Origin of the sequence: Pseudomonas sp. Pse1 (genome assembly GCF_024519635.1) — a bacterium.
In the GTDB taxonomy this organism is placed as follows: Bacteria; Pseudomonadota; Gammaproteobacteria; order Pseudomonadales; family Pseudomonadaceae; genus Aquipseudomonas.
In genome coordinates, this window is the sequence record NZ_JALJRO010000019.1 from 80,920 (window position 1) to 104,516 (window position 23,597).

Annotated in this window: 23 protein-coding genes; 17 read left to right on the forward strand and 6 right to left on the reverse strand. The window is 60.2% G+C overall.

What is annotated here, in order from left to right; translation table 11 throughout:
• Window positions 1-67: 67 nt before the first annotated feature.
• Genes NR126_RS22955 through NR126_RS22965 form a run of 3 tightly spaced genes read left to right on the forward strand, consistent with a single transcriptional unit; the run spans window position 68 to window position 2,530 of the window.
• Window positions 68-1,093, forward strand: coding sequence for an aminoglycoside phosphotransferase family protein (locus NR126_RS22955; RefSeq protein WP_027617175.1), 1,026 nt, complete (start codon window positions 68-70; stop codon window positions 1,091-1,093).
• Entirely contained in the window at window positions 1,090-1,761 is a 672-nt protein-coding gene (gene murU, locus NR126_RS22960) for an N-acetylmuramate alpha-1-phosphate uridylyltransferase MurU (RefSeq protein ID WP_256831631.1), read from the forward strand. Before NR126_RS22955 ends, murU begins: the two co-directional genes overlap by 4 nt.
• A gap of 1 nt (window position 1,762) precedes the next feature.
• The gene (locus NR126_RS22965) at window positions 1,763-2,530 is read left to right on the forward strand and encodes a DnaJ domain-containing protein (protein WP_027617177.1); all 768 of its coding nucleotides are present in this window, start codon (window positions 1,763-1,765) and stop codon (window positions 2,528-2,530) included.
• 14 nt (window positions 2,531-2,544) lie between these two features.
• On the opposite strand, the gene NR126_RS22970 is transcribed toward NR126_RS22965, so the two are convergent.
• On the reverse strand, window positions 2,545-3,522 hold the full coding sequence (locus tag NR126_RS22970) for an alpha/beta hydrolase family protein (protein WP_256831632.1): 978 nt from the start codon (window positions 3,520-3,522) through the stop codon (window positions 2,545-2,547).
• A gap of 74 nt (window positions 3,523-3,596) precedes the next feature.
• Here NR126_RS22970 and NR126_RS22975 point away from each other — a divergent pair, with 74 nt between their 5' ends.
• The 9 genes from NR126_RS22975 (at window position 3,597) to trpE (ending at window position 14,631) form a co-directional block, all read left to right on the forward strand.
• Window positions 3,597-5,999 (forward strand): PAS domain S-box protein, encoded by a 2,403-nt coding sequence (locus NR126_RS22975; protein ID WP_256831633.1) that lies wholly within the window; start codon window positions 3,597-3,599, stop codon window positions 5,997-5,999.
• A gap of 18 nt (window positions 6,000-6,017) precedes the next feature.
• Window positions 6,018-6,647 (forward strand): response regulator transcription factor, encoded by a 630-nt coding sequence (locus tag NR126_RS22980; RefSeq protein WP_027617180.1) that lies wholly within the window; start codon window positions 6,018-6,020, stop codon window positions 6,645-6,647.
• Between the two features lie 231 nt (window positions 6,648-6,878).
• On the forward strand, window positions 6,879-8,003 hold the full coding sequence (locus NR126_RS22985; RefSeq protein ID WP_027617181.1) for an ABC transporter ATP-binding protein: 1,125 nt from the start codon (window positions 6,879-6,881) through the stop codon (window positions 8,001-8,003).
• Window positions 8,004-8,046: 43 nt separating this feature from the next.
• Window positions 8,047-9,087: an ABC transporter substrate-binding protein gene (locus NR126_RS22990; RefSeq protein WP_256831634.1), complete on the forward strand. Its 1,041-nt coding sequence runs from the start codon at window positions 8,047-8,049 to the stop codon at window positions 9,085-9,087.
• Window positions 9,088-9,257: 170 nt separating this feature from the next.
• Window positions 9,258-10,505: an ABC transporter permease gene (locus tag NR126_RS22995; RefSeq protein ID WP_256831635.1), complete on the forward strand. Its 1,248-nt coding sequence runs from the start codon at window positions 9,258-9,260 to the stop codon at window positions 10,503-10,505.
• Window positions 10,506-10,518: 13 nt separating this feature from the next.
• Window positions 10,519-11,343 (forward strand): ABC transporter permease, encoded by an 825-nt coding sequence (locus NR126_RS23000; protein WP_027617184.1) that lies wholly within the window; start codon window positions 10,519-10,521, stop codon window positions 11,341-11,343.
• A 247-nt stretch (window positions 11,344-11,590) separates the two neighbouring features.
• The gene (rpe, locus tag NR126_RS23005) at window positions 11,591-12,265 is read left to right on the forward strand and encodes a ribulose-phosphate 3-epimerase (RefSeq protein WP_027617185.1); all 675 of its coding nucleotides are present in this window, start codon (window positions 11,591-11,593) and stop codon (window positions 12,263-12,265) included.
• Entirely contained in the window at window positions 12,262-13,080 is an 819-nt protein-coding gene (locus NR126_RS23010; RefSeq protein ID WP_027617186.1) for a phosphoglycolate phosphatase, read from the forward strand. The genes rpe and NR126_RS23010 overlap by 4 nt, the downstream gene beginning before the upstream one ends.
• 69 nt (window positions 13,081-13,149) lie before the next feature.
• Entirely contained in the window at window positions 13,150-14,631 is a 1,482-nt protein-coding gene (gene trpE / locus NR126_RS23015; protein WP_105755158.1) for an anthranilate synthase component I, read from the forward strand.
• Between the two features lie 72 nt (window positions 14,632-14,703).
• On the opposite strand, the gene estP is transcribed toward trpE, so the two are convergent.
• Entirely contained in the window at window positions 14,704-16,614 is a 1,911-nt protein-coding gene (estP, locus tag NR126_RS23020; protein WP_105755157.1) for an esterase EstP, read from the reverse strand.
• A gap of 397 nt (window positions 16,615-17,011) precedes the next feature.
• On the opposite strand from estP, the gene NR126_RS23025 reads away from it, so the two are divergent.
• The 4 genes from NR126_RS23025 to NR126_RS23040 all read left to right on the forward strand — a co-directional run bounded on the left by NR126_RS23025 (window position 17,012) and on the right by NR126_RS23040 (window position 20,265).
• Window positions 17,012-17,605, forward strand: a complete 594-nt coding sequence (locus tag NR126_RS23025; protein ID WP_027617189.1) for an aminodeoxychorismate/anthranilate synthase component II — start codon at window positions 17,012-17,014, stop codon at window positions 17,603-17,605.
• Between the two features lie 9 nt (window positions 17,606-17,614).
• Window positions 17,615-18,664: an anthranilate phosphoribosyltransferase gene (gene trpD / locus NR126_RS23030; RefSeq protein ID WP_027617190.1), complete on the forward strand. Its 1,050-nt coding sequence runs from the start codon at window positions 17,615-17,617 to the stop codon at window positions 18,662-18,664.
• Window positions 18,661-19,497 carry an indole-3-glycerol phosphate synthase TrpC gene (gene trpC / locus NR126_RS23035; protein WP_256831636.1) on the forward strand — a complete coding sequence of 279 codons (837 nt, stop codon included), beginning with the start codon at window positions 18,661-18,663 and terminating at the stop codon, window positions 19,495-19,497. Before trpD ends, trpC begins: the two co-directional genes overlap by 4 nt.
• Window positions 19,498-19,563: 66 nt before the next feature.
• Window positions 19,564-20,265 (forward strand): lipoate--protein ligase family protein, encoded by a 702-nt coding sequence (locus NR126_RS23040; protein ID WP_256831637.1) that lies wholly within the window; start codon window positions 19,564-19,566, stop codon window positions 20,263-20,265.
• Here NR126_RS23040 and crp read toward each other — a convergent pair.
• Window positions 20,262-20,906 carry a cAMP-activated global transcriptional regulator CRP gene (gene crp, locus NR126_RS23045; RefSeq protein ID WP_256831638.1) on the reverse strand — a complete coding sequence of 215 codons (645 nt, stop codon included), beginning with the start codon at window positions 20,904-20,906 and terminating at the stop codon, window positions 20,262-20,264. The two genes, NR126_RS23040 and crp, sit on opposite strands and share 4 nt — an antisense overlap.
• A gap of 214 nt (window positions 20,907-21,120) precedes the next feature.
• On the opposite strand from crp, the gene NR126_RS23050 reads away from it, so the two are divergent.
• Window positions 21,121-21,543, forward strand: a complete 423-nt coding sequence (locus NR126_RS23050) for an OsmC family protein (RefSeq protein WP_005792019.1) — start codon at window positions 21,121-21,123, stop codon at window positions 21,541-21,543.
• 55 nt (window positions 21,544-21,598) lie between these two features.
• On the opposite strand, the gene coq7 is transcribed toward NR126_RS23050, so the two are convergent.
• The 3 genes from coq7 to NR126_RS23065 all read right to left on the reverse strand — a co-directional run bounded on the left by coq7 (window position 21,599) and on the right by NR126_RS23065 (window position 23,596).
• The gene (coq7, locus tag NR126_RS23055; protein ID WP_256831639.1) at window positions 21,599-22,246 is read right to left on the reverse strand and encodes a 2-polyprenyl-3-methyl-6-methoxy-1,4-benzoquinone monooxygenase; all 648 of its coding nucleotides are present in this window, start codon (window positions 22,244-22,246) and stop codon (window positions 21,599-21,601) included.
• A 141-nt stretch (window positions 22,247-22,387) separates the two neighbouring features.
• Window positions 22,388-22,726, reverse strand: a complete 339-nt coding sequence (locus NR126_RS23060) for a histidine triad nucleotide-binding protein (protein ID WP_017128660.1) — start codon at window positions 22,724-22,726, stop codon at window positions 22,388-22,390.
• Between the two features lie 81 nt (window positions 22,727-22,807).
• On the reverse strand, window positions 22,808-23,596 hold the full coding sequence (locus NR126_RS23065) for an SDR family oxidoreductase (protein ID WP_256831640.1): 789 nt from the start codon (window positions 23,594-23,596) through the stop codon (window positions 22,808-22,810).
• Between the last annotated feature and the right edge of the window lies 1 nt (window position 23,597).

The window sequence follows — 23,597 nt, forward strand, 5'->3', positions numbered from 1 at the left end:
TCTGAAAAAGATGCTGGATAATAAAGCATGACCCGCTTGACGGCTAGCGCCGTCGGAGACCCTTGCAATGCCTGACCAAGATGTACGCTTGCAACACCTGAAAGTTTGGCTCGATGAGCAGTTGGCAACGGTTTTTGCCCATGAAGGTTGGGGAGCCGTCCCCCCGGGAACCTTGACTGCCGCCAGCAGCGACGCGAGTTTCCGCCGTTACTTCCGCTGGGAAGGCGAGGGCAGGACCTTTGTTGTAATGGACGCACCACCGCCCCAGGAAAACTGCAAACCCTTCGTCGATATCGCCTTTTTACTGGGTAAATCCGGTATCAACGTGCCGAAAATCTACGCCGAGGACCTCGAGCGCGGCTTTCTTTTGCTCAATGACCTGGGCAACCAGACCTATCTGGACGTGATCAACGGCGAAAATGCCGATGACTTGTTCAAGGACGCCTTGCAAGCACTGCTGGCTTTTCAGCAGTTGCCGATGGTTGCGCCACTGCCCAGCTATGACGTGGCGCTGTTGCGCCGTGAACTTGAGCTGTTCCCCGAGTGGTACGTGAAGCGCGAACTGGGCGTGGAGTTCGATTCGCACCAGCAAACGCTGTGGCAGCAAGCCAGTGATCTGCTGATCGACAGCGCACTCGCGCAGCCAAAAGTGCTGGTGCACCGTGACTACATGCCGCGCAATCTGATGATCAGCCAGCCTAACCCCGGCGTACTGGATTTCCAAGATGCCGTGTATGGGCCGGTGACCTATGACGTGACCTGCCTGTTCAAGGATGCCTTCCTCAGTTGGCCAGAAGCCCGGGTGCGTGGTTGGCTGGAGGATTACTGGCAGCAGGCCGGCGCACTGAATATTCCCGTGCAGGCGGATTTCGAAGACTTTTTGCGTGCCAGCGACCTGATGGGGGTGCAGCGGCATTTGAAAGTGATCGGGATCTTCGGCCGCATCTGCCATCGCGATGGCAAGCCGCGCTACCTGACTGACGTACCGCGTTTCTTTGCTTATATAGAAGCGGTACTGGCGCGGCGACCGGAGTTGGCGCCATTGGCCGAGTTGCTGGCGAGCCTGCGTCCATCCGCCGGAGTTGCGCAATGAAAGCGATGATTCTGGCGGCGGGTAAGGGCGAGCGTATGCGGCCCTTGACCCTGACTACCCCCAAGCCGCTGGTGCGCGTGGGCGGCGTGCCGTTGATCGAGTACCACCTCAAGGCGCTGGCAATGGCTGGCTTCACTGAAGTGGTGATCAATCATGCATGGTTGGGTCAACAGATCGAAGATCACCTGGGCGATGGTTCGCGTTTTGGCCTGACGATTCAGTACTCGCCGGAAGGCGAGCCGCTGGAGACCGGCGGCGGGATTTTCCGTGCCTTGCCATTGCTGGGCGACCAGGCGTTTGTGGTGGTCAACGGCGATATCTGGGCCGATTACGATTTCACTCGCCTGCGCCAGCCGCTCGCCGGCTTGGCGCATCTGGTATTGGTCGATAACCCGGACCATCACCCGAGTGGTGACTTCACTCTGGCTGACGGGCAAGTGCGGGATGCCCTGCCTGAAGCGGCAACTCTGACCTACAGCGGTATTGCCGTGTTGCATCCGCAGCTCTTTGCCGGCTGCACCGACGGCGCGTTCAAACTGGCGCCGCTGTTGCGCGAGGCCATGGCACAGGGTCGGGTCAGCGGCGAGCGATTGCACGGGCAGTGGGTGGATGTCGGCACCCACGAGCGCCTGGCGCAGGTCGAACATTTGCTGCAAGCGGGTCGCTGAGATGTTGTGGCCAGGGACTCTGATTGGAGCCGGAGCCGGTTTTGCCATCGCCAGCATTCCGGGGGCCATGCTCGGCGCTCTCTTGGGTCAGGCGCTGGATCGCCGATTACAACTGCAAAGCCTTGGGCATCTGCGTGAGCGTTTGGGGGGACGCCCGATGCTGCGCAACGACGAACTGTTGTTTGTGCTGCTCGGGCGTTTGGCCAAGAGTGACGGTCGGGTGGTGGATGGTCATATCTATCAGGCGCGCCAGGAAATGCGCGCGTTGGAGATGAATGACTTTGCACAGAAACGGGCGATTGCTGCGTTCAATCGCGGCAAGACCGGAAATGATCGCTTGCGCGGTTATTTGCGCCGTTTAGGTGTGCAACCCCATGCGGCTGAAGGGGTGTTGCGAGCTTGCTGGCGAATGGTCTGGGCAGACGGACGTGGCGGCAGCGCGGAGCGTGAGTTGCTGGCCCAGTGGGGCAAATGGTTGGGCTGGACGCCCGAGCAGGTGCAGGCACTGGCCAGTGATTACGAGCCGCGTAAACGACCTTTGCCCAACAGTGGAGAAGCGTACCAGGAGGCGATGCGCTTGCTGGGTGTCTCGGTGACCAGTGAGCCTAGCCAGATCAAACGCGCCTACCGCCGTCTATTGAGTCGCCATCATCCGGACAAAATTGCCGGCAGTGGCGCTTCGCCGTCGCAGGTGCGTGAGGCCACGGAAAAAACCCGCGAGCTGCATAACGCCTACACACTGATTCGCCAGCGCCGGGATTTTCGCTAGGCCTGCGCGGATCTTTACTCCGACTTTTGCGGACTGAGCCAGCCACGTACCCGACGTACCAACTGTTCCTGTTCGGCAGCGTTGTTGCCGGGCAGGGCGTTGAGTGACACCTGGCGAAAGTTCGCTTCCTTGACGCGCTTGCTGGCCTGCTGGCGTTCCTGGGCGGCACGCTGCAGCAGCGGTTTGTCGTTGTAGTAGAGGTCCAGGGTGGCCAGCTTCAACCCGGCTGTCAGCTCGGCCAGCCCGCTAGCCTGTGTGGGCGGTACCTGGGCCGCAACCATTACCAGCCTGGCCACTTGCGCCGGCTGTTTTTCACTCAGGTAACGTGCGGCCCAATAGGCCCCGGTGCCATGTCCGAGAAGGACGATACTGCGAGCATTCTGTTGTTCGGCAAAGGCCACGGCGGCGTCAATGCGCGCATAGATGCGCTGCGCGTCGGCATTGATCAGCTCATCAGCGGTTTGCGCTGCGGGGTGATCAGTCCCCTCGTCCTCACCGCCGGCCACTTGCTCGATGGGCGCAGCGGTACTGGCATCCTTGTCAGGCGTTGCGCTGGTCACCGGTGCTGGAGTGCTGTCGAGAATGCGTGGCACCGGGGCATTGCTTTGCAGGTCGGGCAGAGTGAGACTCAGGCTGCCCCAGTCGGCATCGGGCAATTTCTGGCGCAAGGGCGCAATTGCTTGTGGCCAGTCAGCTGTTTCACCGCTGCCAGGCAGGATAATCACCACGCCCTGGGCTTCACTGGTGTTGGCCGGCTTCCACAGGGCGAGGAAGGTTTCGCTGCCGACCTGCAACTGTTGCTGCTCTTGGGCTGGGACCGTACGTTGCAGGGCTGCGGCTTCCTCCTGGCTACGCTCCGACAAAGCCTGGCGTTGCTCGGGTTGTGTCTCGACGGAAGCGGGGGCCGGTTCGGCGGCTTGCACAGAAAGGGCGCAAGGCAATATCAGCGACAGGCACAATGCGGGCAGTGCCGTGCGGTAGACAGGGGGCATCGGATATTCCAGGCCAGAAGTAATCCCGGCAGCCTAATGGGTTGGTCAGTATTTGTCAGTGTGTGAGAGTTCGGATGAAGCGTCTTCGCTGCCTGTTGGTTATCGGCTGTTTTTGCCTTCCCTTGATGGCGTGGGCGGTCTCCACGCCACCTGCGCGCGTTGCGCAGTTGAGCAGCGAACAACGGGAATGGCTGGCGCAGCACAGCGAGTTGCGGGTGGGGGTGGTGCTGCAGGCCCCTTACGCCCAGTACGACCGGCGCTTGCAGCGCTTGTCCGGGGCCAATGTCGAATTGATGCAATGGCTGGCCAGCGCGCTGAAGATTGAGCTGAGCTGGCGCAACTTCCCGGATGTGGCGCAACTGGAACAAGCGGTGCGAGAGGGCGAGGTCGATCTGGCTCCCGGCCTGACCCAGACGCCCGCCGGCCTGCGTTTGTGGCAATTCACCGACCCTTATATGCGCGTGCCGCAATTGGTGGTCAGCCAGCAGAAAGGCGCGGGTGCGGTTGACCTGGAGAAGCTTGACCCGCAAACCCGTGTCGCGGTGCGCATGCCCAGTGCAATCGCCGACTATTTGCGCAGCAATTACACCCATCTCAATCTGCAAGGTGTGCCGCTGGAACGTCAGGCTTTGCAACTGCTGCTGAGTCAGCAGGCGCGCTACGCGGTGATCGACGAGGCGCAACTGAGTCGCTTGTCCGCTGAAGCGGAATTTGCCGGGCTGGCGGTGGTTGGCGATATCGGTCTGCCGCAGTTGCTGCGGGTCGCCACTCGTCGTGACTGGCCGCAACTGGCCGGTATCGTCGAGAGTGCCCTGCACGCCATCCCAGCCAAAGATCTGGAGCAGTTGCACGCGCGCTGGTTGCAACCCAAATACCCGCGCTTGTCCGAGTCTGCGGTGTTCTGGAAAAACCTTTGCCTGCTGCTGGCGGTGCTGATGCTCAGTGCCATGGCCATTGTGATCTGGCAGCGCCGCCAGCAACATGTGCTGGAACAGCGACTGCTCGCCGCCCGCGAAGACATTGCCCTGCGCGCCGCCAGCGAGGAGGCGTTGCGCCTGACGCAGTTCTCCATCGATCAAAGCACGGTGGGGATTCTCTGGGTCAATTGGGACAGCCATGTGCGCTACGCCAACCGCGCCGCCGAGGACATGCTTGGCTACGTACCGGGCGGGGTGATCGACCGGCCCTTGATTGATTTCGAGCCCAATCTGCACATGGACCGTTGGCTGAACCTGTGGAAGCGCGCACGGGCCAGCGAAGAGGGGCCGCAGAGCTTTGAGACCAATTGCGTGCGCGCCGACGGCAGCATCCTGCCGGCCGATGTGAGCCTGAGCTTCCTGCGCTTTCGCGACAGTGAGTATCTGGTGGTCTACCTCAATGACGTCACCGAGCGCCGTCGCGCCCTGGCCGCCTTGCGTGAAAGCGAGGCACGCTTGCAGGGGATTGCCGCCAACGTACCAGGCTTGGTCTTCCGTCTTGAGCGGGCGCCAGTGACAGGACAGATCGATTTTGCCTACATCAGTGAAGGCAGCGAGAGCCTGGTGGGTTACTCGCCGACCATCCTCAGCCATCGCGATATGGGGCTGCGCAGCCTGGTGCATCCGGACGACAAGGCCAGCTATCACCAGACTCAGGACCATGCGCTGGACACCGACAGCGACTGGTCGTGGCAAGGCCGAATCCTGACGCGCCAGGGACAACAACGCTGGGCGGAAATCAAGGCGATTACCCGTCAGCTCGACGATGGCGCCTACGTCTGGGACGGAATTGTCTGGGACATCAGCGAGAGCAAGCGAATCGAGCTGGAACTGGCCAGCTCTCGCGAGCAATTACGTGAATTGTCGGCGCACCTGGAGAGCGTGCGAGAAGAAGAAAAGGCACGTATTGCCAGGGAGGTTCATGATGAATTGGGTCAGATGCTGACGGTGCTCAAGCTTGAAACGTCGATGTGCGAACTGGCTTACGCCGAGCTCGATCCGGGCCTGAGTGAACGGCTCAACAGCATGAAGCGCCTGATCGCCCAGCTGTTCCAGTTGGTGCGCGATGTGGCTAGCGCGTTGCGTCCCCCGATTCTGGATGCCGGTATAGCCTCCGCCATTGAGTGGCAGGCGCGGCGTTTCGAGGCGCGGACCCAGATCCCGTGCCTGGTCCAGGTGCCGGACAACCTGCCGGTACTCAGTGACGCCAAGGCCATTGGCTTGTTCCGGATCCTTCAGGAAGCCCTGACCAATGTCATGCGCCATGCCCAGGCGCATACTGTGGAACTGACGCTGGCGCTTGAGGGCGATGTGTTATGCCTGACGGTCAGCGATGATGGCGTCGGTTTTGTCGCATCAATGAGTAGGCCGACGTCTTTCGGGTTGGTCGGCATGCGTGAACGAGTGTTGATCATGGGCGGTATGCTGGTGCTCGAGAGCATGCCGGGAGAGGGCACCTCGCTCAAGGTGCGGGTGCCGTTGCGCGAAGTCTGCAACTGAGTTTTGGGGGAGAAGTCTGTGATCCGTGTACTGGTAGCTGAAGACCACACCATTGTCCGCGAAGGCATCAAGCAGTTGATTGGCATGGCCAAGGACCTGCAGGTAGTGGGAGAGGCGAGCAATGGCGAGCAACTGCTGGAGACCCTGCGCCATGTGCCCTGTGAAGTGGTGTTGCTGGACATCTCGATGCCGGGGGTCAATGGCCTGGAGGCGATTCCGCGGATTCGCGCCCTGAACAACCCGCCGGCAATCCTGGTGTTGTCGATGCACGACGAAGCGCAGATGGCGGCGCGGGCGTTGAAGGTTGGCGCTGCCGGCTATGCCACCAAGGACAGCGACCCCTCATTGCTCCTGACGGCGATTCGCCGAGTGGCGGGCGGTGGGCGCTACATCGACCCGGACCTGGCCGACCGCATGGTCTTCGAGGTCGGGCTGACCGATTCGCGGCCCTTGCATTCGCTGCTCTCGGAGCGTGAATTCTCGGTGTTCGAGCGCCTGGCCCAGGGCGCCAACGTCAACGATATTGCCCAACAACTGGCCTTGAGCAGCAAGACCATCAGTACCCACAAGGCGCGGCTGATGCAGAAGCTCAACATCACCTCGCTGGCGGAACTCGTGAAGTACGCGATGGAGCACAAGCTGCTCTGATCCACCGACATATCCATTTACGACAGGTCAGCCCGACGCCGTCGCCGGATCTTCCGGCAGGTGTCTGGCCAACTGCCGTAAAGCATGCCAAAACGCGCCATCCTTGTAGGGCAATCCCTACCCCCGGCCTTCCATCCGGCTGAGGCGATTCTCTCCTGCGCCCCGATTTGCGTGACTGCGCGTAGCCACTAGGCTTAATCCACGGCAGTCATCAACAATAAAGGTGTGGGTATGAGCGCGGTCGATTCAAGTGCGGGGACCAATGATGTGCTGGTCAGCTTTCGTGGCGTGCAGAAGAGCTACGACGGCGAGAACCTGATCGTCAAAGACCTCAACCTGGACATTCGCAAAGGCGAATTTCTCACCTTGCTCGGGCCGTCCGGCTCCGGCAAGACCACCAGTCTGATGATGCTCGCCGGTTTTGAAACACCGACCGCCGGCGAGATCCTCCTGGCCGGTCGCTCGATCAACAACGTGCCGCCGCACAAGCGAGACATCGGCATGGTCTTTCAGAACTACGCCTTGTTCCCGCACATGACGGTGGCGGAGAACCTGGCGTTCCCGCTGACTGTGCGCGGCCTGAACAAAAGCGACGTCAGCGATCGGGTCAAGCGTGTGCTGAGCATGGTCCAGCTGGACAGCTTCGCCCAGCGGTATCCGGCGCAACTCTCCGGTGGCCAACAGCAGCGTGTGGCGCTGGCCCGTGCCCTGGTGTTCGAGCCGCAGCTGGTGCTGATGGACGAACCCCTGGGTGCACTCGATAAACAACTGCGTGAGCACATGCAGATGGAGATCAAGCACCTGCACGAGCGCCTCGGCGTGACCGTGGTCTACGTGACCCACGACCAGGGCGAGGCCCTGACCATGTCCGACCGGGTGGCAGTATTCCACCAAGGCGAGATCCAGCAGATTGCCCCGCCGCGCACGCTGTACGAAGAACCGAAAAATACCTTCGTCGCCAACTTCATTGGCGAAAACAATCGCCTCAACGGCCGGCTGCACAGCCAGACCGGCGACCGCTGCGTGGTCGAACTGGGGCGCGGGGAAAAGGTTGAAGCGCTGGCGGTGAACGTCGGCAAGACCGGCGAGCCGGTGACCTTGTCGATTCGTCCGGAGCGCGTAAGTCTCAACGGCTCCAGCGAGTCCTGTGCCAACCGTTTCTCCGGGCGGGTGGCGGAATTCATCTATCTGGGCGACCACGTTCGCGTTCGCCTCGAAGTCTGCGGCAAGACCGACTTCTTCGTGAAACAGCCAATTGCCGAGCTTGATCCGGCATTGGCCGTCGGAGACGTGGTTCCGCTTGGCTGGCAGGTCGAACACGTTCGCGCGCTCGACCCACTTCTAGAGGCGAACTGATCGCCCCTTGCTTCACCAACCCCGCACGTGGAGAGAACAATAAATGTTGAAATCCCTGAAATTCACCGCTTTGGCACTGGGCATGATGGGCGCCGCACACGCAATGGCTGCCACTGATCTGACCGTGGTGTCGTTTGGCGGCGCGAACAAGGCGGCCCAGGTCAAGGCCTTCTATGCACCGTGGGAAGCTGCGGGTAACGGCAAGATCGTCGCCGGCGAGTACAACGGTGAAATGGCCAAGATCAAGGCCATGGTCGACACCAAGAGCGTGTCCTGGGATCTGGTGGAGGTTGAATCGCCGGAGCTGTCCCGTGGTTGCGATGAAGACATGTTCGAACAACTGGACCCGGCGCTGTTCGGCAAGACCGAAGATTACGTCAAGGGCGCCATCCAGCCGTGCGGCGTCGGCTTCTTCGTATGGTCGACCGTGCTCGCCTACAACGCTGACAAGCTGAAAACCGCACCCACCAGCTGGGCCGATTTCTGGGACACCAAAAACTTCCCGGGCAAGCGTGGTCTGCGCAAAGGCGCCAAGTACACCCTGGAATTCGCCCTGATGGCCGACGGCGTCGCGCCGAAAGACGTCTATAAAGTGCTGGCCGGCAAAGATGGCCAGGACCGCGCCTTCAAGAAGCTCGATGAACTCAAGCCAAGCATCCAGTGGTGGGAAGCCGGTGCGCAGCCGCCGCAATACCTCGCCTCCGGTGACGTGGTCATGAGCTCGGCCTACAACGGTCGCATCGCTGCGGTACAGAAAGAATCCAACCTGAAAGTCGTGTGGAACGGCGGCATCTACGACTTCGACGCATGGGCCATCCCGAAAGGTCTGGACGCCAAGCGTGCTGAAGCGGCGAAGAAATTCATCGCCTACTCGGTACAACCGCAGCAGCAGAAAACCTATTCGGAAAACATCGCCTACGGCCCGGCCAATACCCAAGCCGTCCCGCTGTTGGCGTCGGAGATTCTGAAAGACATGCCGACCACCCCGGAAAATATCGCCAACCAGGTGCAGATCGACGTCAGCTTCTGGGCTGACAACGGCGAGCAACTGGAGCAGCGCTTCAACTCGTGGGCTGCCAAGTAAGACCGCACCGCGGCCTTACGCTGTAGGAGCGAGCCTGCTCGCGATAGCGGTATGTCAGTCAGCATCAATGCTGAACTGTCAGGCTTCATCGCGAGCATTCTCGCTCCCACCTATAAAAGTTCGGGGCGGTTCGCCGCCCCTGCAACGATCAAAGATTTTCGGAGTTCGCCATGGCCATCGCCGTTCCCTTGAACGAGGGCACCAATCGCACCCTGAAGCAGCGCCTGGCGCGTGCCGAGCGGGTCAACCGCTGGAAGGCCCAGGCCCTGATCGCGCCGCTGGTGCTGTTTCTGTTGCTGGTGTTTCTGGTGCCCATCGTGGCGCTGCTCTACAAAAGCGTCGGTAACCCGGAAGTGGTCGGCGGCATGCCGCGTACGGTGGCGGCCATCGCTGCCTGGGATGGCCGTGGCCTGCCGGCTGATCCGGTGTACAAGGCTGCCAGCGAAGATCTGGCCGAAGCCCGCAAGAATCAAACCTTGGGCGATCTGTCCAAGCGCCTGAACATGGAGTTGGCCGGCTATCGCAGCCTGCTGACCAAAACCGCCCGCGCATTGCCATTCAAGACTGAGCCGACTTCTTATAAGGACGCGATGGAAGCGCTGGATGAGCGCTGGGGTGACCCTGCGTACTGGCAAGCGGTGCGTCGCAACACCAGCAGCATCACCCCTTATTACCTGCTGGCGGCCGTTGACCATCGTATCGACGATCTCGGTGAAGTCGCCCCGGCAACCCCCGATCAGGCGATCTACCTGGATATCTTTGCCCGTACCTTCTGGATGGGCCTAGTGATTACGGCCATTTGCCTGCTGCTGGCCTATCCATTGGCCTACCTGCTGGCCAATCTGCCGGCGCGCCAAAGCAACCTGTTGATGATTTTGGTGTTGCTGCCGTTCTGGACGTCGATCCTGGTGCGTGTGGCCGCCTGGATCGTGTTGCTGCAATCGGGTGGCTTGATCAACAGCGCGATGATGGCCATGGGCATCATCGATAAGCCGCTGGAGTTGGTGTTCAACCGCACCGGGGTCTACATCTCGATGGTGCACATCCTGCTGCCGTTCATGATTCTGCCGATCTACAGCGTGATGAAAGGCATCTCGCCGACTTACATGCGAGCCGCGATTTCCCTAGGTTGCCATCCATTCGCCAGCTTTTGGCGGGTGTACTTCCCGCAAACCTATGCCGGTGTCGGCGCCGGTTGCCTGTTGGTGTTCATCCTGGCCATTGGTTACTACATCACTCCGGCGCTGCTCGGCAGCCCGAACGATCAGATGGTCAGCTACTTCGTCGCCTTCTACACCAACACCAGTATCAACTGGGGTATGGCCACGGCGCTGGGCGGACTGCTGTTGCTGGCAACCGTCGTGCTCTATCTGATTTACAGCTGGCTGGTGGGCGCGAGCCGCCTGCGCCTGAGCTAAAGGGAGAATCGAAATGCTGAGTCCGTATATGTCGCCCGTCGAGCGGGTGTGGTTCTACAGCTTGCGCATTCTCTGCGGGCTGATCCTGTTGTTCCTGATCCTGCCGGTGTTGGTGATCGTGCCGTTGTCGTTCAACTCGGGGAGCTTTCTGGTCTATCCGCTGCAGGGTTTCTCGCTGCACTGGTATCAGGACTTCTTCGCCTCGGCGGAATGGATGCGCGCCCTCAAAAACAGCATCATCGTGGCGCCGGCAGCTACCGTGCTGGCCATGGTCTTCGGCACGCTGGCGGCGATTGGTTTGACCCGCGGCGACTTCCCCGGCAAGCCGCTGGTGATGGCACTGGTGATTTCGCCCATGGTGGTGCCGGTGGTGATCATCGGTGTGGCCAGCTACCTGTTCTTTGCGCCGCTGGGCCTGGGCAACAGCTTCTTCTCACTGATTGTGGTGCACGCGGTGCTGGGTGTGCCGTTCGTGATCATCACCGTGTCGGCAACCTTGCAGGGCTTCAACCACAACCTGGTGCGTGCAGCGGCCAGCCTCGGCGCCTCGCCGTTGACCGCCTTCCGCCGGGTGACCCTGCCGTTGATCGCCCCCGGAGTCATTTCCGGCGCGCTGTTCGCCTTCGCCACTTCGTTCGATGAAGTGGTGGTGACGCTGTTCCTTGCCGGCCCCGAGCAGGCGACCTTGCCACGGCAGATGTTCAGCGGCATCCGCGAAAACCTCAGCCCGACCATCGCCGCCGCCGCGACCCTGCTGATTGCCTTCTCGGTGATCCTGCTGCTGACCCTGGAATGGTTGCGTGGTCGTAGCGAGAAACTGCGTACGGCACAGGTGTAATCTTCGCCGCCTCTGTAGGAGCGAGCCTGCTCGCGATGACGAACTGACAGTCACTGTAAAGGTCGACTGAACGAACGCCATCGCGAGCAGGCTCGCTCCTACAGGGCGTTAAGCAGCATCGATAGAGCACCATTGATTTCGAGAAAATCTATCGCGTGACGCACTGATCATCGTTGTCACGGTGCGCGGGTCAAAGCTGGCGGTATACAATGCGCGCCATCGTGATCCTGCTCAAAAAAGGTGCGTCATGCAGCCCTTCGCTATTGCTCCGTCGATTCTCTCCGCCGACTTCGCCCGTTTGGGGGAGGAAGTAGACAACGTCCTGGCCGCGGGTGCCGACATCGTGCACTTCGATGTCATGGACAATCACTACGTGCCTAACCTGACGATCGGCCCGATGGTGTGCTCGGCATTGCGCAAGTACGGCGTGACCGCACCGATCGACGCACACCTGATGGTGTCCCCGGTTGATCGCATTGTCGGCGACTTCATTGAAGCGGGCGCGACCTACATCACCTTCCACCCGGATGCCACCATTCACGTTGATCGCTCCCTGCAGATGATCCGTGAAGGCGGCTGCAAGGCTGGCCTGGTGTTCAACCCGGCGACGCCGCTGGACGTGCTCAAGTATGTGATGGACAAGGTCGACATGATCTTGCTGATGAGCGTGAACCCGGGTTTCGGCGGTCAGAAGTTCATTCCCGCGACCCTCGACAAACTGCGTGAAGCGCGTGCCCTGATCGATGCCTCGGGGCGTGACATTCGCCTGGAAATCGACGGCGGGGTCAACGTCAACAACATCCGTGAAATCGCCGCCGCCGGCGCTGACACCTTTGTCGCCGGCTCGGCGATCTTCAACGCTCCGAACTATCAGGAAGTGATTGAAAAAATGCGTGCCGAACTGGCGCTGGCTCGCCCATGAGTGGCTTTGAGCAGCTGTTCCCGGGGCAACTGCCGCGTCTGGTGATGTTCGATCTGGATGGCACGCTGATCGACTCGGTTCCGGATCTGGCAGTGGCTGTGGATAACATGCTGCTCAAGCTGGGCCGGCAACGTGCCGGTCTGGATGCGGTGCGCGAGTGGGTCGGCAACGGTGCGCCGGTGCTGGTTCGGCGTGCGTTGGCGGGCGCCATCGACCACAGCGGCGTGGATGATGCCGAGGCCGAGCACGCGCTGGAAATCTTCATGGAGGCTTACGCCGATGGCCACGAATTGACTGTGGTCTACCCGGGCGTGCGCGACACCCTCAAGTGGTTGCACAAGCAGGGCGTCGAAATGGCGCTGATCACCAACAAGCCGGAGCGTTTCGTCGCGCCGCTGCTGGATCAGATGAAGATCGGTCGCTACTTCAAATGGATCATTGGCGGCGATACCCTGCCGCAGAAAAAGCCGGATCCGGCGGCGTTGTTCTTTGTGATGAAAATGGCCAACGTGCCGGCTTCCCAGTCGCTGTTCGTCGGCGATTCGCGCAGCGATGTGCTGGCGGCGAAGGCGGCCGGGGTCAAGTGCGTGGCCCTGAGCTACGGCTACAACCACGGGCGGCCGATCGCCGAGGAGTCGCCAGCGCTGGTCATCGACGATCTGCGCAAGCTAATTCCCGGTTGCCTGGATTCAGCCGCTGGGATAACGTTGCCCGACGCTGTTCAACCCCCTTCTGGAAACGCCATCGTGGTGGTCACTCGCAAACTCTGGATGAAAGTCATCAAGGCCCTGGCCCGCTGGCGTTGGCGCGCCTGACTTGATCCTGCCGGTTGTCCGGCGCGTTTGCATACCTGACCGTTAGCTCCTCATGCCACGAGGCACCTCATGATCCGCGAAGAATTCCTGCGTTTGGCCGCTGCCGGCTACAACCGCATCCCGCTGGCCTGCGAAACCCTTGCCGACTTCGACACGCCGCTGTCGATCTACCTGAAACTGGCTGACCAGCCCAACTCCTATCTGCTGGAGTCGGTGCAGGGCGGCGAAAAGTGGGGCCGCTATTCGATCATTGGCCTGCCATGCCGCACCGTGCTGCGGGTGCATGACCATCACGTCAGCGTGACGGTGGATGGCGTCGAGGTCGAAAGCCACGATGTCGAAGACCCGCTGAGCTTTGTCGAAGACTTCAAAGCGCGCTACAACGTGCCGACCATCGCCGGCCTGCCGCGTTTCAACGGCGGTCTGGTGGGCTACTTCGGCTACGACTGCGTACGCTACGTAGAGAAACGCCTGGGCAAATGTCCGAACCCTGATCCATTGGGCGTGCCGGACATTCTGTTGATGGTCTCGGACGCCGTGGTGGTGTTCGACAACCTGGCCGGCAAGATGCACGCCATCGTCTTGGCCGATCCGGCGCAGGACAACGCGTTTGAACAAGGCCAGGCGCGTCTCGAGCAACTGCTCGAACAACTGCGCCAGCCGATCACACCGCGCCGTGGCCTGGATTTCAGCAAGCAGCAGGCCGCCGATCCGGTATTCCGTTCCAGCTTCACCCAGGCCGACTACGAGCGCGCCGTCGACACCATCAAGGAGTACATCCTGGCGGGCGACTGCATGCAGGTCGTGCCGTCGCAACGGATGTCCATCGACTTCAAGGCGGCACCGATCGATCTGTACCGCGCGTTGCGTTGCTTCAACCCGACGCCGTATATGTACTTCTTCAATTTTGGCGACTTCCATGTGGTGGGCAGTTCGCCAGAGGTGCTGGTGCGGGTCGAAGACAACCTGATCACGGTGCGCCCGATTGCCGGGACGCGTCCACGGGGCGCCAACGAAGAGGCGGACCGGGCGCTGGAAGAAGACCTGTTGTCGGATGACAAGGAAATTGCTGAGCACTTGATGCTGATTGATCTGGGGCGCAACGATACCGGTCGGGTCTCGGAAATCGGCTCGGTGAAACTCACCGAAAAAATGGTTATCGAGCGCTACTCCAACGTCATGCACATTGTTTCCAACGTCACCGGTCAGTTGAAAGCCGGGCTGACGGCGATGGACGCGCTGCGGGCAATTCTGCCGGCGGGCACCTTGTCCGGCGCACCGAAGATCCGCGCGATGGAAATCATTGACGAGCTGGAGCCGGTCAAGCGCGGTGTCTATGGCGGGGCAGTGGGTTACTTCGCCTGGAACGGCAACATGGACACAGCAATTGCGATCCGCACTGCGGTGATCAAGGACGGCGAGCTGCATGTGCAGGCCGGTGGCGGCATTGTGGCCGACTCGGTGCCGGTGTTGGAGTGGGAAGAGACTCTGAACAAGCGACGCGCGATGTTTCGTGCAGTCGCCCTGGCCGAGCAAACGCCGCAGGATTGAATCTGTAGCTGTGGTTCAGCGCCAAAAAAACGCTGTCCCTGTGAGGGGGCAGCGTTTTTTTCGCTCGCGGATTTAGAAGTCCAGCACCACGCCAACGTTCACCCCTTGTTGAGTGAAGTCATCATCCTTGCGGATGTTGTACCCGGCGCGCAACGCCAGGTCGGCGGTCAACTTGTGGCTGACGCCCAGGTTCAGGCGGTTGATATGGGATTGTGGGGTGTAGCCCTCGAGGGTGTAGCGGTTGTCGGGCAGGGTATTGAGGTTCATCGTCACCTCTTGAGTGTCGTCCTCGTACTCGCGCTCATGGGCGTACTCGCCATACACCTGAGTTTGCGCGGTGATCTGGTATTTGCCCTGGAGGCCGATGCCCAAGCGGCGCGAGTTGCGGGTCTGGTCGTCGTAGGTCAGCGCGGTCGCGTCATTGCCATCCTCTGAGTAGCCGTCGACCTTGACCTTGGCGAAGTCGGCGCTGACGAACGGCGACAGGTGCCATGGGCTGCTGGCCTGTTGCGCGATGTCATAACCGATCCGGCCACTGGCCGCCAACACGGTGCCGCTGGTATCGCCTTTCTCGCCGCGCTCATTGACGCCCAGGTCGAACTTGCGCTTGAGGCTGTCGTAATCCAAGTGCCCAGCTGTCAGGGCGCCATCGGCCCACCAGCGATTTTGCTGGTACTGGGCGAAGGCGGTGCCCATGTAGGTATTGAGCTTGTAGTCCGAATCGTTGCTGCCGGCTTCCAGCGTCTGGTGATACAAGCCCGCCGCGACACCTACACGCCAGGCGTCATTGACGCGGTAGCTGGTGCCGATATTCAGGTTATAGCCGCTGCCATCGCCGCTGACGGCGCTGTTCTGGCCATCAAAGTCCAGGTGCTGCCCGCCGCCGGCGACAATCGCCCGCCATTGGCCGACGCCTTGCCAGTTTTCCCAGTCGGCCTGCCATTGATTGCGCAGTTCATCCTGATGCGCGCGCAGGGTGCCATGGGCCATTTCCGGGAGGAGCGAGGCTTCCCACGGTGCCGACAGCAACGAGTAAGCGTAATCGGCAATCAGTCGTTGGCCGGCCTCGGTAGGGTGCACCGAGTCGTTGTAGATCAGCTTGGTCGGATCGGGCGTGGCGCTGTTGATGCCGTAGCGGGCGTTTTCCGTACAGCCGCTGCCACTAAAGCAGGTGGCAGTGAGGTTCTGGTCGGTGGCCAGGCCGAACTGCGCTGGATTGGCGAAGGCCTCGTTGAGCAACACCGGGATGTTCAGCGGAATGACTTCGGCGTTGACGGTCTGCAGTTGCCGCACCAGTTCGCTGTTGAACTGGGTGCTGAGTTGGGAGACGAAGCCTTGCAACGGGCTGCCGTTGATTGCTGGCGTCAAGCCAATATCGGGCAACAGCCAGACCATGATGTATTTGGCACCGGCCTGTTGCAGGGTCTGCACGCTATCGACCAGCCGGCCGGCAGCGGCGTCAGCCTGGGCGAGGTTGAGAATGCGTCCTTGGAGAAAGTCGTTACCGCCGCCGGAGAGGTAATACAGTGCGTTCGGGTCGGCCCGCAGGCCGTTGCTTGGCAGATAGCCGGCGCGCGTACGTTCGCCGGTGGCCGATGTGGTGGTGATCGACTCGAGGATCTGGTCGGTCCGATAGCCGCCGACCGCCCAGTTGTTGCCGTCCGCCAAGCCTTCGTTGGCGCGTACGGCTGAGGTCGAGGCAGCCGTCTGGTCTTCGGAAAACCCCAGCTTCCCCCCCAGCAACTGTGTCGAGTTGGAAGAACGGACTTCCCCGGCACCGTCGCGGTAGGTGGGGCCAACGCGGTTGGTGAAGCGTTGGGTGGCACCTGCGGGACCGCCCGGGTCAGTAAACTGGCCGGCGTCGTTGAGGCTGTCTCCAAAGACCACGAAGTTCGAATAAGGTGTCGGAGCAGCGATCGCCTGGGCGCAGGCCAGCGCGAGAAGGCTGGCTGCCAGCGGTACAAACAGCGTCTGTCTGATCATAATCAAGTCCGTTTATTTATTGTTGTAGTGAACAAAACGACAGTACCAAAAACTTTTGCGCCTCTGCTATGGCTAAAGGCCGCATCTCCCGCTATTGCTACGCCATATTGCACCCTCTGCTCAGCTAAGTTACTGTGCCTGAACGTATGAATGAGACCTTCCCCGTGTTGATCGTCAGCAAACTCTTGGATCAAGTCGTCAAGGCACACGCCCGTTGGCGTTGGCGCGCCTGAATATTCTCTGCCGGCCCGGCCGGACCTGTACCTGTTTGCCTTCTTTGCCCGTAAGCCCCGCCGTTGTTGTTGGCTGTTCCAGCCACTAAACGAGCGCTGCAATCCTGCGGGCCAATCATTCGAAGGCTGTTTTGAAAGTCAGTGAATTCAAGAGGTTTGCCCCCATGTTGCTGATGATTGATAACTACGACTCCTTTACTTACAACGTTGTGCAATACCTCGGCGAGCTAGGCTCCGAGGTCAAGGTCGTGCGCAACGATGAACTGACCATCGCCCAGATCGAAGCCCTCAAGCCCGAGCGCATTGTGGTGTCCCCTGGCCCATGCACGCCGACCGAAGCCGGTGTGTCGATCGAGGCCATCAAGTATTTCGCTGGCAAGCTGCCGATCCTCGGCGTTTGCCTGGGACATCAGTCGATCGGCCAAGCCTTTGGTGGCGATGTCGTGCGAGCCCGGCAAGTGATGCACGGTAAGACTAGTCCGGTATTTCATGAGGACAAGGGCGTGTTCCAGGGACTGAACAATCCTTTGACCGTCACCCGCTATCACTCGCTGATCGTCAAGCGCGAAACCCTGCCCGATTGCCTGGAACTGACCGCCTGGACTCAGCTCGAAGATGGCTCGGTCGATGAAATCATGGGCCTGCGCCACAAAACGCTGAACATTGAAGGGGTGCAGTTCCACCCCGAGTCGATCCTCACCGAGCAGGGCCACGAACTGTTCGCCAATTTCCTCAAACAAACCGGCGGCACGCGCTAAGGACTTTCCATGGATATCAAGACTGCCCTGAGCCGTATCGTCGGCCATCTGGACCTGAGCACTGAGGAAATGCGCGATGTGATGCGCGAAATCATGACTGGCAAATGCACGGACGCGCAGATTGGCGCATTCATGATGGCCATGCGCATGAAGAGCGAGAGCATCGATGAAATTGTCGGCGCCGTATCGGTCATGCGTGAGCTGGCGGACAAGGTCGAGTTGAACACCCTTAACGGTGTGGTCGATGTGGTCGGTACCGGCGGCGATGGCGCGAACATCTTCAACGTCTCGACCGCCTCGTCATTTGTCGTCGCCGCAGCCGGTTGCACGGTGGCCAAGCATGGTAACCGCGCAGTCTCCGGCAAGAGTGGCAGCGCCGACTTGCTGGAAGCGGCCGGGATTTACCTGAACCTGACGCCAGTACAAGTTGCACGCTGCATCGACAACGTTGGTATTGGTTTCATGTTTGCTCAATCCCACCACAGCGCGATGAAATACGCGGCGGGCCCACGCCGTGACCTGGGCTTGCGTACCCTGTTCAACATGCTCGGCCCGCTTACGAATCCGGCCGGTGTGAAACATCAGGTTGTCGGCGTGTTCAGTCAGGCCTTGTGCCGACCATTGGCCGAAGTCCTGCAACGCTTGGGTAGCAAACACGTATTGGTGGTGCACTCCAAGGACGGTCTGGATGAATTCAGCCTGGCTGCGCCGACCTTTGTCGCGGAGTTGAAGGATGACCAGATCACCGAGTATTGGGTCGAGCCGGAAGACCTGGGCATGAAGAGCCAGAGCTTGCACGGCCTGGCGGTTGAAAGCCCGGCAGCGTCACTTGAACTGATCCGCGATGCGCTGGGGCGCCGCAAAACCGAAAACGGCCAGAAAGCTGCAGAAATGATCGTGCTGAATGCGGGTGCCGCGCTCTACGCCGCGGATCATGCAAGCAGCCTCAAAGAAGGCGTCGCCCTGGCGCATGACGCGCTGCACACTGGCCTGGCACGTGAAAAACTTGAAGAGTTGGGCGCGTTTACCGCGGTATTCAAAGTGGAGAATGAGGCATGAGTGTACCGACGGTGCTGGAAAAGATTCTTGCCCGCAAATTTGAAGAGGTGGCCGAGCGCAGTGCTCGCGTGACCCTGGCCGAGCTTGAAGCCATGGCCAAGGTGGCAGACGCGCCTCGTGGTTTTGCCCAGGCTTTGCTTGAGCAGGCCAAGCGCAAGCAGCCGGCAGTGATCGCCGAAATCAAGAAAGCCTCGCCGAGCAAGGGCGTGATTCGCGAGAACTTCGTACCTGCCGACATCGCCCGTAGCTATGAGAAGGGCGGCGCGACCTGCCTGTCGGTGCTGACTGATGTCGACTACTTCCAGGGCGCTGATATTTATCTGCAACAGGCTCGCGCAGCCTGTGCGTTGCCGGTGATCCGCAAGGACTTCATGGTCGATCCGTACCAGATCGTCGAAGCCCGCGCGCTGGGCGCCGATTGTGTGCTGCTGATCGTGTCCGCACTGGATGACGTGAAAATGGCTGAGCTCGCGGCCGTTGCCAAGAGCGTTGGCCTGGATGTGCTGGTTGAAGTTCACGACGGAGATGAGCTTGAGCGGGCGCTGAAAACCCTCGACACGCCTCTGGTCGGGGTCAACAACCGCAACCTGCATACCTTTGACGTCAGCCTGGAAACCACACTCGATCTGTTGCCGCGCATCCCTCGTGATCGTCTGGTGGTCACTGAAAGTGGCATCCTCAACCGTGCCGATGTCGAGCTGATGGAAATCAGCGAGGTTTACTCGTTCCTGGTTGGCGAAGCGTTCATGCGTGCCGAACAGCCGGGGGCAGAACTGCAGCGCCTGTTCTTCCCGGAACGCGGCGTACCGGTCAGTGGTTCCACACTCGACTGATGTACATTCAATGAAGAAGCCGGCGATGCCGGCTTTTTTGTATCCACACCAAGGATCTGCACTGCCATGACTCAATCCATTGCCCTGACCGTTGAAGCGGGACTGCAAGCTGAACAGGATTTGTTGGCTACGGTGTGTGCCGGCGACCAGGAATTTGGCCTGTTGTTCTGGCAGCCCAGTGATCGCGCCCTGGTCATGCCGCGGCGCTTGAGCCGTCTGCCGGGATTCGAGGAGGCCTGTCTGGCTTCGGCGGAAAATGGTTGGCCGGTATTGTTGCGCGAAACCGGCGGTGAGCCTGTACCGCAATCGGCAGCGACCGTTAACATTGCGTTGGTCTACGCACCGCCCCGTAGCGAAGGGGATCACGGGCGTATCGAAACAGGTTATCGACGTCTGTGCGATCCGATCTGCACGCTGCTCACAGAGCTGGGCGGCAATGCTTCCTTGGGTGAAGTCGAGGGAGCGTTTTGTGATGGGCGTTTCAACGTCAACCTGGATGGTCGCAAGATGGTCGGCACCGCTCAACGCTGGCGCCAAAGCAAGGGTGGTCAGCGACCGGTCGGCCTGGTGCACGGTGCGCTGCTGCTGGATGACGAACGTGAGTCGATGGTGCAGGCGGTGAATCGCTTTAACGAAGCCTGCGGCCTCGATCAACGAGTACGTGCGCAAAGCCATATCGCCCTGCATGAACGATTTGCCGCCCCGCTGGCTATTGAGCGGCTGGATGCCTTGTATCGTGAGATGCTGGCTAAGGTCATGGCTGTCTAGCGGGTGCCGAACACCACCATGGTCTTGCCTTTGACGTTTACCAGGTTGCGTTCTTCCAGATCCTTGAGAACACGACCGACCATCTCCCGCGAGCAGCCGACGATCCGCCCGATCTCCTGACGGGTGACTTTTATTTGCATGCCGTCGGGGTGGGTCATGGCGTCAGGTTGTTTGCACAACTCCAGCAGACAGCGCGCTACCCGGCCAGTAACGTCGAAGAACGCCAGGTCGCCGACCTTGCGGGTGGTGTTGCGCAGGCGCTGGGCAATCTGGCCGCTGAGCACGTAGAGAATGTCCGGATCCTGTTGGGACAGTTCGCGAAATTTGCCGTAACTGATTTCGGCCACTTCGCATTCGACCTTGGCCCGAACCCAGGCGCTGCGTTTCTGCTCCTGACCGGCTTGTTCGAACAGGCCCAGTTCACCAAAGAAATCCCCGGCGTTGAGATAGGCAATGATCATTTCTCGCCCGTCATCGTCTTCGATCAGGATGGTGACCGACCCTTTGATAATGAAAAACAGCGTGTCGGAACGATCCCCGGCGCAAATGATATTGCTCTTGGCCTGATACCGGCGGCGCTGGCAATGCGTCAGCAGTTTGTCGAGATTCTTTATTTTTGGGGTTGGGGCAATAGCAACCATGGTTGTATCCCGAAAAGACTGCACGGTGAGGTGTCTATTTTTTGTTGACGATGGATTGGCGTCATTGATTTGGCGCCAGCTTACCAGACGCACTCTGTTGTCATTGCAGATTTTACCCATGACGCAGGCTACTGGCTCAAGTCGACGGGGCACGCTTTCAATCGCTGACGCTGTGCTAAGCTGGCGACCCTTTTTTTACAGTGGAGACTCGGCGATGAAGGCACGCATCCAATGGGCTGGCGAAGCCATGTTCCTCGGTGAATCCGGCAGTGGTCACGTCGTGGTCATGGACGGTCCGCCAGAGGCCGGTGGTCGCAACCTGGGTGTTCGGCCGATGGAAATGCTCCTGCTCGGCGTAGGCGGTTGCAGTAATTTCGACGTGGTCAGTATTCTGAAGAAGTCGCGCCAGGCTGTTGAAAGCTGCGAAGCCTTCCTCGAAGCCGAGCGTGCGACTGAAGATCCCAAGGTCTTTACCAAGATCCACATGCATTTCGTGGTCAAGGGGCGGGCCCTCAAGGAAGCCCAAGTCAAACGAGCCATCGAGTTATCGGCAGAGAAGTACTGCTCTGCATCGATCATGCTGGGTGCTGCGGGCGTCGCCATTACTCACGATTACGAAATCATCGAGTTGGGCTGAGTCGACAGGGCAAAAAAGAAAGGGCGCTGATTCAGCGCCCTTTTCAGTTTCCATCTCAAATACGGTAGGTGCTCTTGGTCATGACCTTGGCCAGCAGGCTCATACCAAATTTAACCGGCGTCGGAAAGCGGAAGCCACCGGCATCCAGCGCACTTTCAGCGTGCTGTTCTTCGTCGATGCGCATTTGCTCGAGAATCGCCCGGGACTTTTCGTCTTCCGCGGGCAGTTGCACCAGATGTTCGTTCAAGTGTTTGCACACCTGATCCTCGGTTGCGGCAACGAAGCCCAGGCTGACCTTGTCGCTGATCAATCCGGCCACCGCGCCGATGCCGAACGACATGCCGTAGAACAACGGATTGAGAATGCTGGTGTGACTGCCCAGTTGCTTGATGCGCTGTTCGCACCAGACCAGGTGATCAATCTCTTCTTCCGCCGCATGTTCCATTGCTGCTCGCACTTGCGGCAGCTTGGCAGTCAGCGCCTGGCCCTGGTACAGCGCCTGGGCGCAGACTTCACCGGTATGGTTGATCCGCATCAGGCCGGCGACGTGACGAGTGTCCTCATCGCTCAGTTTCGTCTCGGGCTGCAGGATGGCCGGCGACGGGCGGTGAGGCTGGCCACTGAACGGCAGCAACGTGCGCATTGCGGTATCAGCCTGTAGCAACAGGCGATCAATGGGCGAATAGTGACGTTGGGTTGTCATGCTGACCTCCGGGAGAATCTCGGCGACCAGTTTACCGCAATCGGCCGGGGAAGGTTTGCGCTGGGTCATTGCACACGTCGGCAGAGTAGGAGGAGGCGAAGGAGCAGATTCCTTTGCCACCCGCATCCGCGTCGGCGTGAATCAGCCCGGCGGCCAATTCATTTGGCGCTGACCCAGAACGTGCATGTGAATGTGGTAGACGGTCTGTCCACCCAACTCGTTGCAGTTCATCACCACCCGAAAGCCCTCTTCGCAACCAAGCTCCAGGGCCAGGCGTTGGGCGGTGAACAGAATATGCCCGGCCAGGGCTTTGTCATCTTCGGTCAGGTCGTTGAGGGTGCGGACCGGCTTTTTCGGAATCACCAGAAAATGCACGGGTGCCTGGGGGGCGATATCGTGGAAGGCCAGAACCTGGTCATCCTCGTAAATGATCTTGGCAGGTATTTCTCTGTTGATGATCTTGGTGAACAGAGTATCCACAGCGATTTCTCCATGTTGATGGGCCGCACTGAGTGTACTGAAGGGGATACCCCTGCGCCTAACCTTTTGCTTTGGCCACACTCAACGCGGGCAATAAGCTTTGTTGAACATGCCGGCGAGGGTGCGTGTCAGCCAGCGCGAGCCAAGGCGCGGCAGGAATGCACGCCAGCGATTGCGCCGTCCAGGGATGATGATGGCGCGATTTTTTTCCAGGGCTCGTACGGTGTACAGCGCGACTTCCTCGGAGCTCATCAACCGATTGCTGGCGTTCAGTTTGCTTTCGTCGAGCTGGGCGGTGCGAAAGAATGCGGTCCGGGTCGGCCCAGGACACAGCACCGAAACCTTGACTGCGCACTTTTTCAGCTCAACCCGCAGGCCTTCCGAGAAGTGCAGCACGTACGCCTTGCTGGCATGGTAAGTGCTCATCCAGGGGCCGGGGTGGAAGGCTGCCACGGAGGCCACATTGAGAATCTGTCCGCCGCCCTGTAGGGCCATGCTGTTGCCAATCGCGTGACACAGTCGGGTGAGAGCGAGGACATTGACCTCAATCAGGTCTTGCTCAGTCATCCAGTCCTGCGCCAGAAAGGGGCCGCAAGTGCCCATTCCCGCGCAATTGACCAGTAGGTCGATCTGCCGCTCGCCTTCTTCCAGTTCGAGGAGAAATCCGGACAGGCGCAATGGCTCGCCCAGGTCGCAGGCTCGAAACAACACCTCGACGCCAAAGCGTTGGGTGAGTTCGATGGCGATGCTTTCCAGCTGATCACGTTGGCGAGCCACCAGTATCAGGCAGCGGCCTCGGCGTGCCAGTGCTTCGGCCATGGCCAGGCCGATGCCGCTTGAAGCACCAGTGATCAGAGCGTAACGGGTCATG

Coding starts and splice junctions, on each gene's coding strand:
- NR126_RS22955 (WP_027617175.1), top strand. CDS start 68: ATGCCTGACCAAGATGTACGCTTGCAACACCTGAAAGTTTGGCTCGAT.
- murU (WP_256831631.1), top strand. CDS start 1,090: ATGAAAGCGATGATTCTGGCGGCGGGTAAGGGCGAGCGTATGCGGCCC.
- NR126_RS22965 (WP_027617177.1), top strand. CDS start 1,763: ATGTTGTGGCCAGGGACTCTGATTGGAGCCGGAGCCGGTTTTGCCATC.
- NR126_RS22970 (WP_256831632.1), bottom strand. CDS start 3,522: ATGCCCCCTGTCTACCGCACGGCACTGCCCGCATTGTGCCTGTCGCTG.
- NR126_RS22975 (WP_256831633.1), top strand. CDS start 3,597: ATGAAGCGTCTTCGCTGCCTGTTGGTTATCGGCTGTTTTTGCCTTCCC.
- NR126_RS22985 (WP_027617181.1), top strand. CDS start 6,879: ATGAGCGCGGTCGATTCAAGTGCGGGGACCAATGATGTGCTGGTCAGC.
- NR126_RS22990 (WP_256831634.1), top strand. CDS start 8,047: ATGTTGAAATCCCTGAAATTCACCGCTTTGGCACTGGGCATGATGGGC.
- NR126_RS22995 (WP_256831635.1), top strand. CDS start 9,258: ATGGCCATCGCCGTTCCCTTGAACGAGGGCACCAATCGCACCCTGAAG.
- NR126_RS23000 (WP_027617184.1), top strand. CDS start 10,519: ATGCTGAGTCCGTATATGTCGCCCGTCGAGCGGGTGTGGTTCTACAGC.
- rpe (WP_027617185.1), top strand. CDS start 11,591: ATGCAGCCCTTCGCTATTGCTCCGTCGATTCTCTCCGCCGACTTCGCC.
- NR126_RS23010 (WP_027617186.1), top strand. CDS start 12,262: ATGAGTGGCTTTGAGCAGCTGTTCCCGGGGCAACTGCCGCGTCTGGTG.
- trpE (WP_105755158.1), top strand. CDS start 13,150: ATGATCCGCGAAGAATTCCTGCGTTTGGCCGCTGCCGGCTACAACCGC.
- estP (WP_105755157.1), bottom strand. CDS start 16,614: ATGATCAGACAGACGCTGTTTGTACCGCTGGCAGCCAGCCTTCTCGCG.
- NR126_RS23025 (WP_027617189.1), top strand. CDS start 17,012: ATGTTGCTGATGATTGATAACTACGACTCCTTTACTTACAACGTTGTG.
- trpD (WP_027617190.1), top strand. CDS start 17,615: ATGGATATCAAGACTGCCCTGAGCCGTATCGTCGGCCATCTGGACCTG.
- trpC (WP_256831636.1), top strand. CDS start 18,661: ATGAGTGTACCGACGGTGCTGGAAAAGATTCTTGCCCGCAAATTTGAA.
- NR126_RS23040 (WP_256831637.1), top strand. CDS start 19,564: ATGACTCAATCCATTGCCCTGACCGTTGAAGCGGGACTGCAAGCTGAA.
- crp (WP_256831638.1), bottom strand. CDS start 20,906: ATGGTTGCTATTGCCCCAACCCCAAAAATAAAGAATCTCGACAAACTG.
- NR126_RS23050 (WP_005792019.1), top strand. CDS start 21,121: ATGAAGGCACGCATCCAATGGGCTGGCGAAGCCATGTTCCTCGGTGAA.
- coq7 (WP_256831639.1), bottom strand. CDS start 22,246: ATGACAACCCAACGTCACTATTCGCCCATTGATCGCCTGTTGCTACAG.
- NR126_RS23065 (WP_256831640.1), bottom strand. CDS start 23,596: ATGACCCGTTACGCTCTGATCACTGGTGCTTCAAGCGGCATCGGCCTG.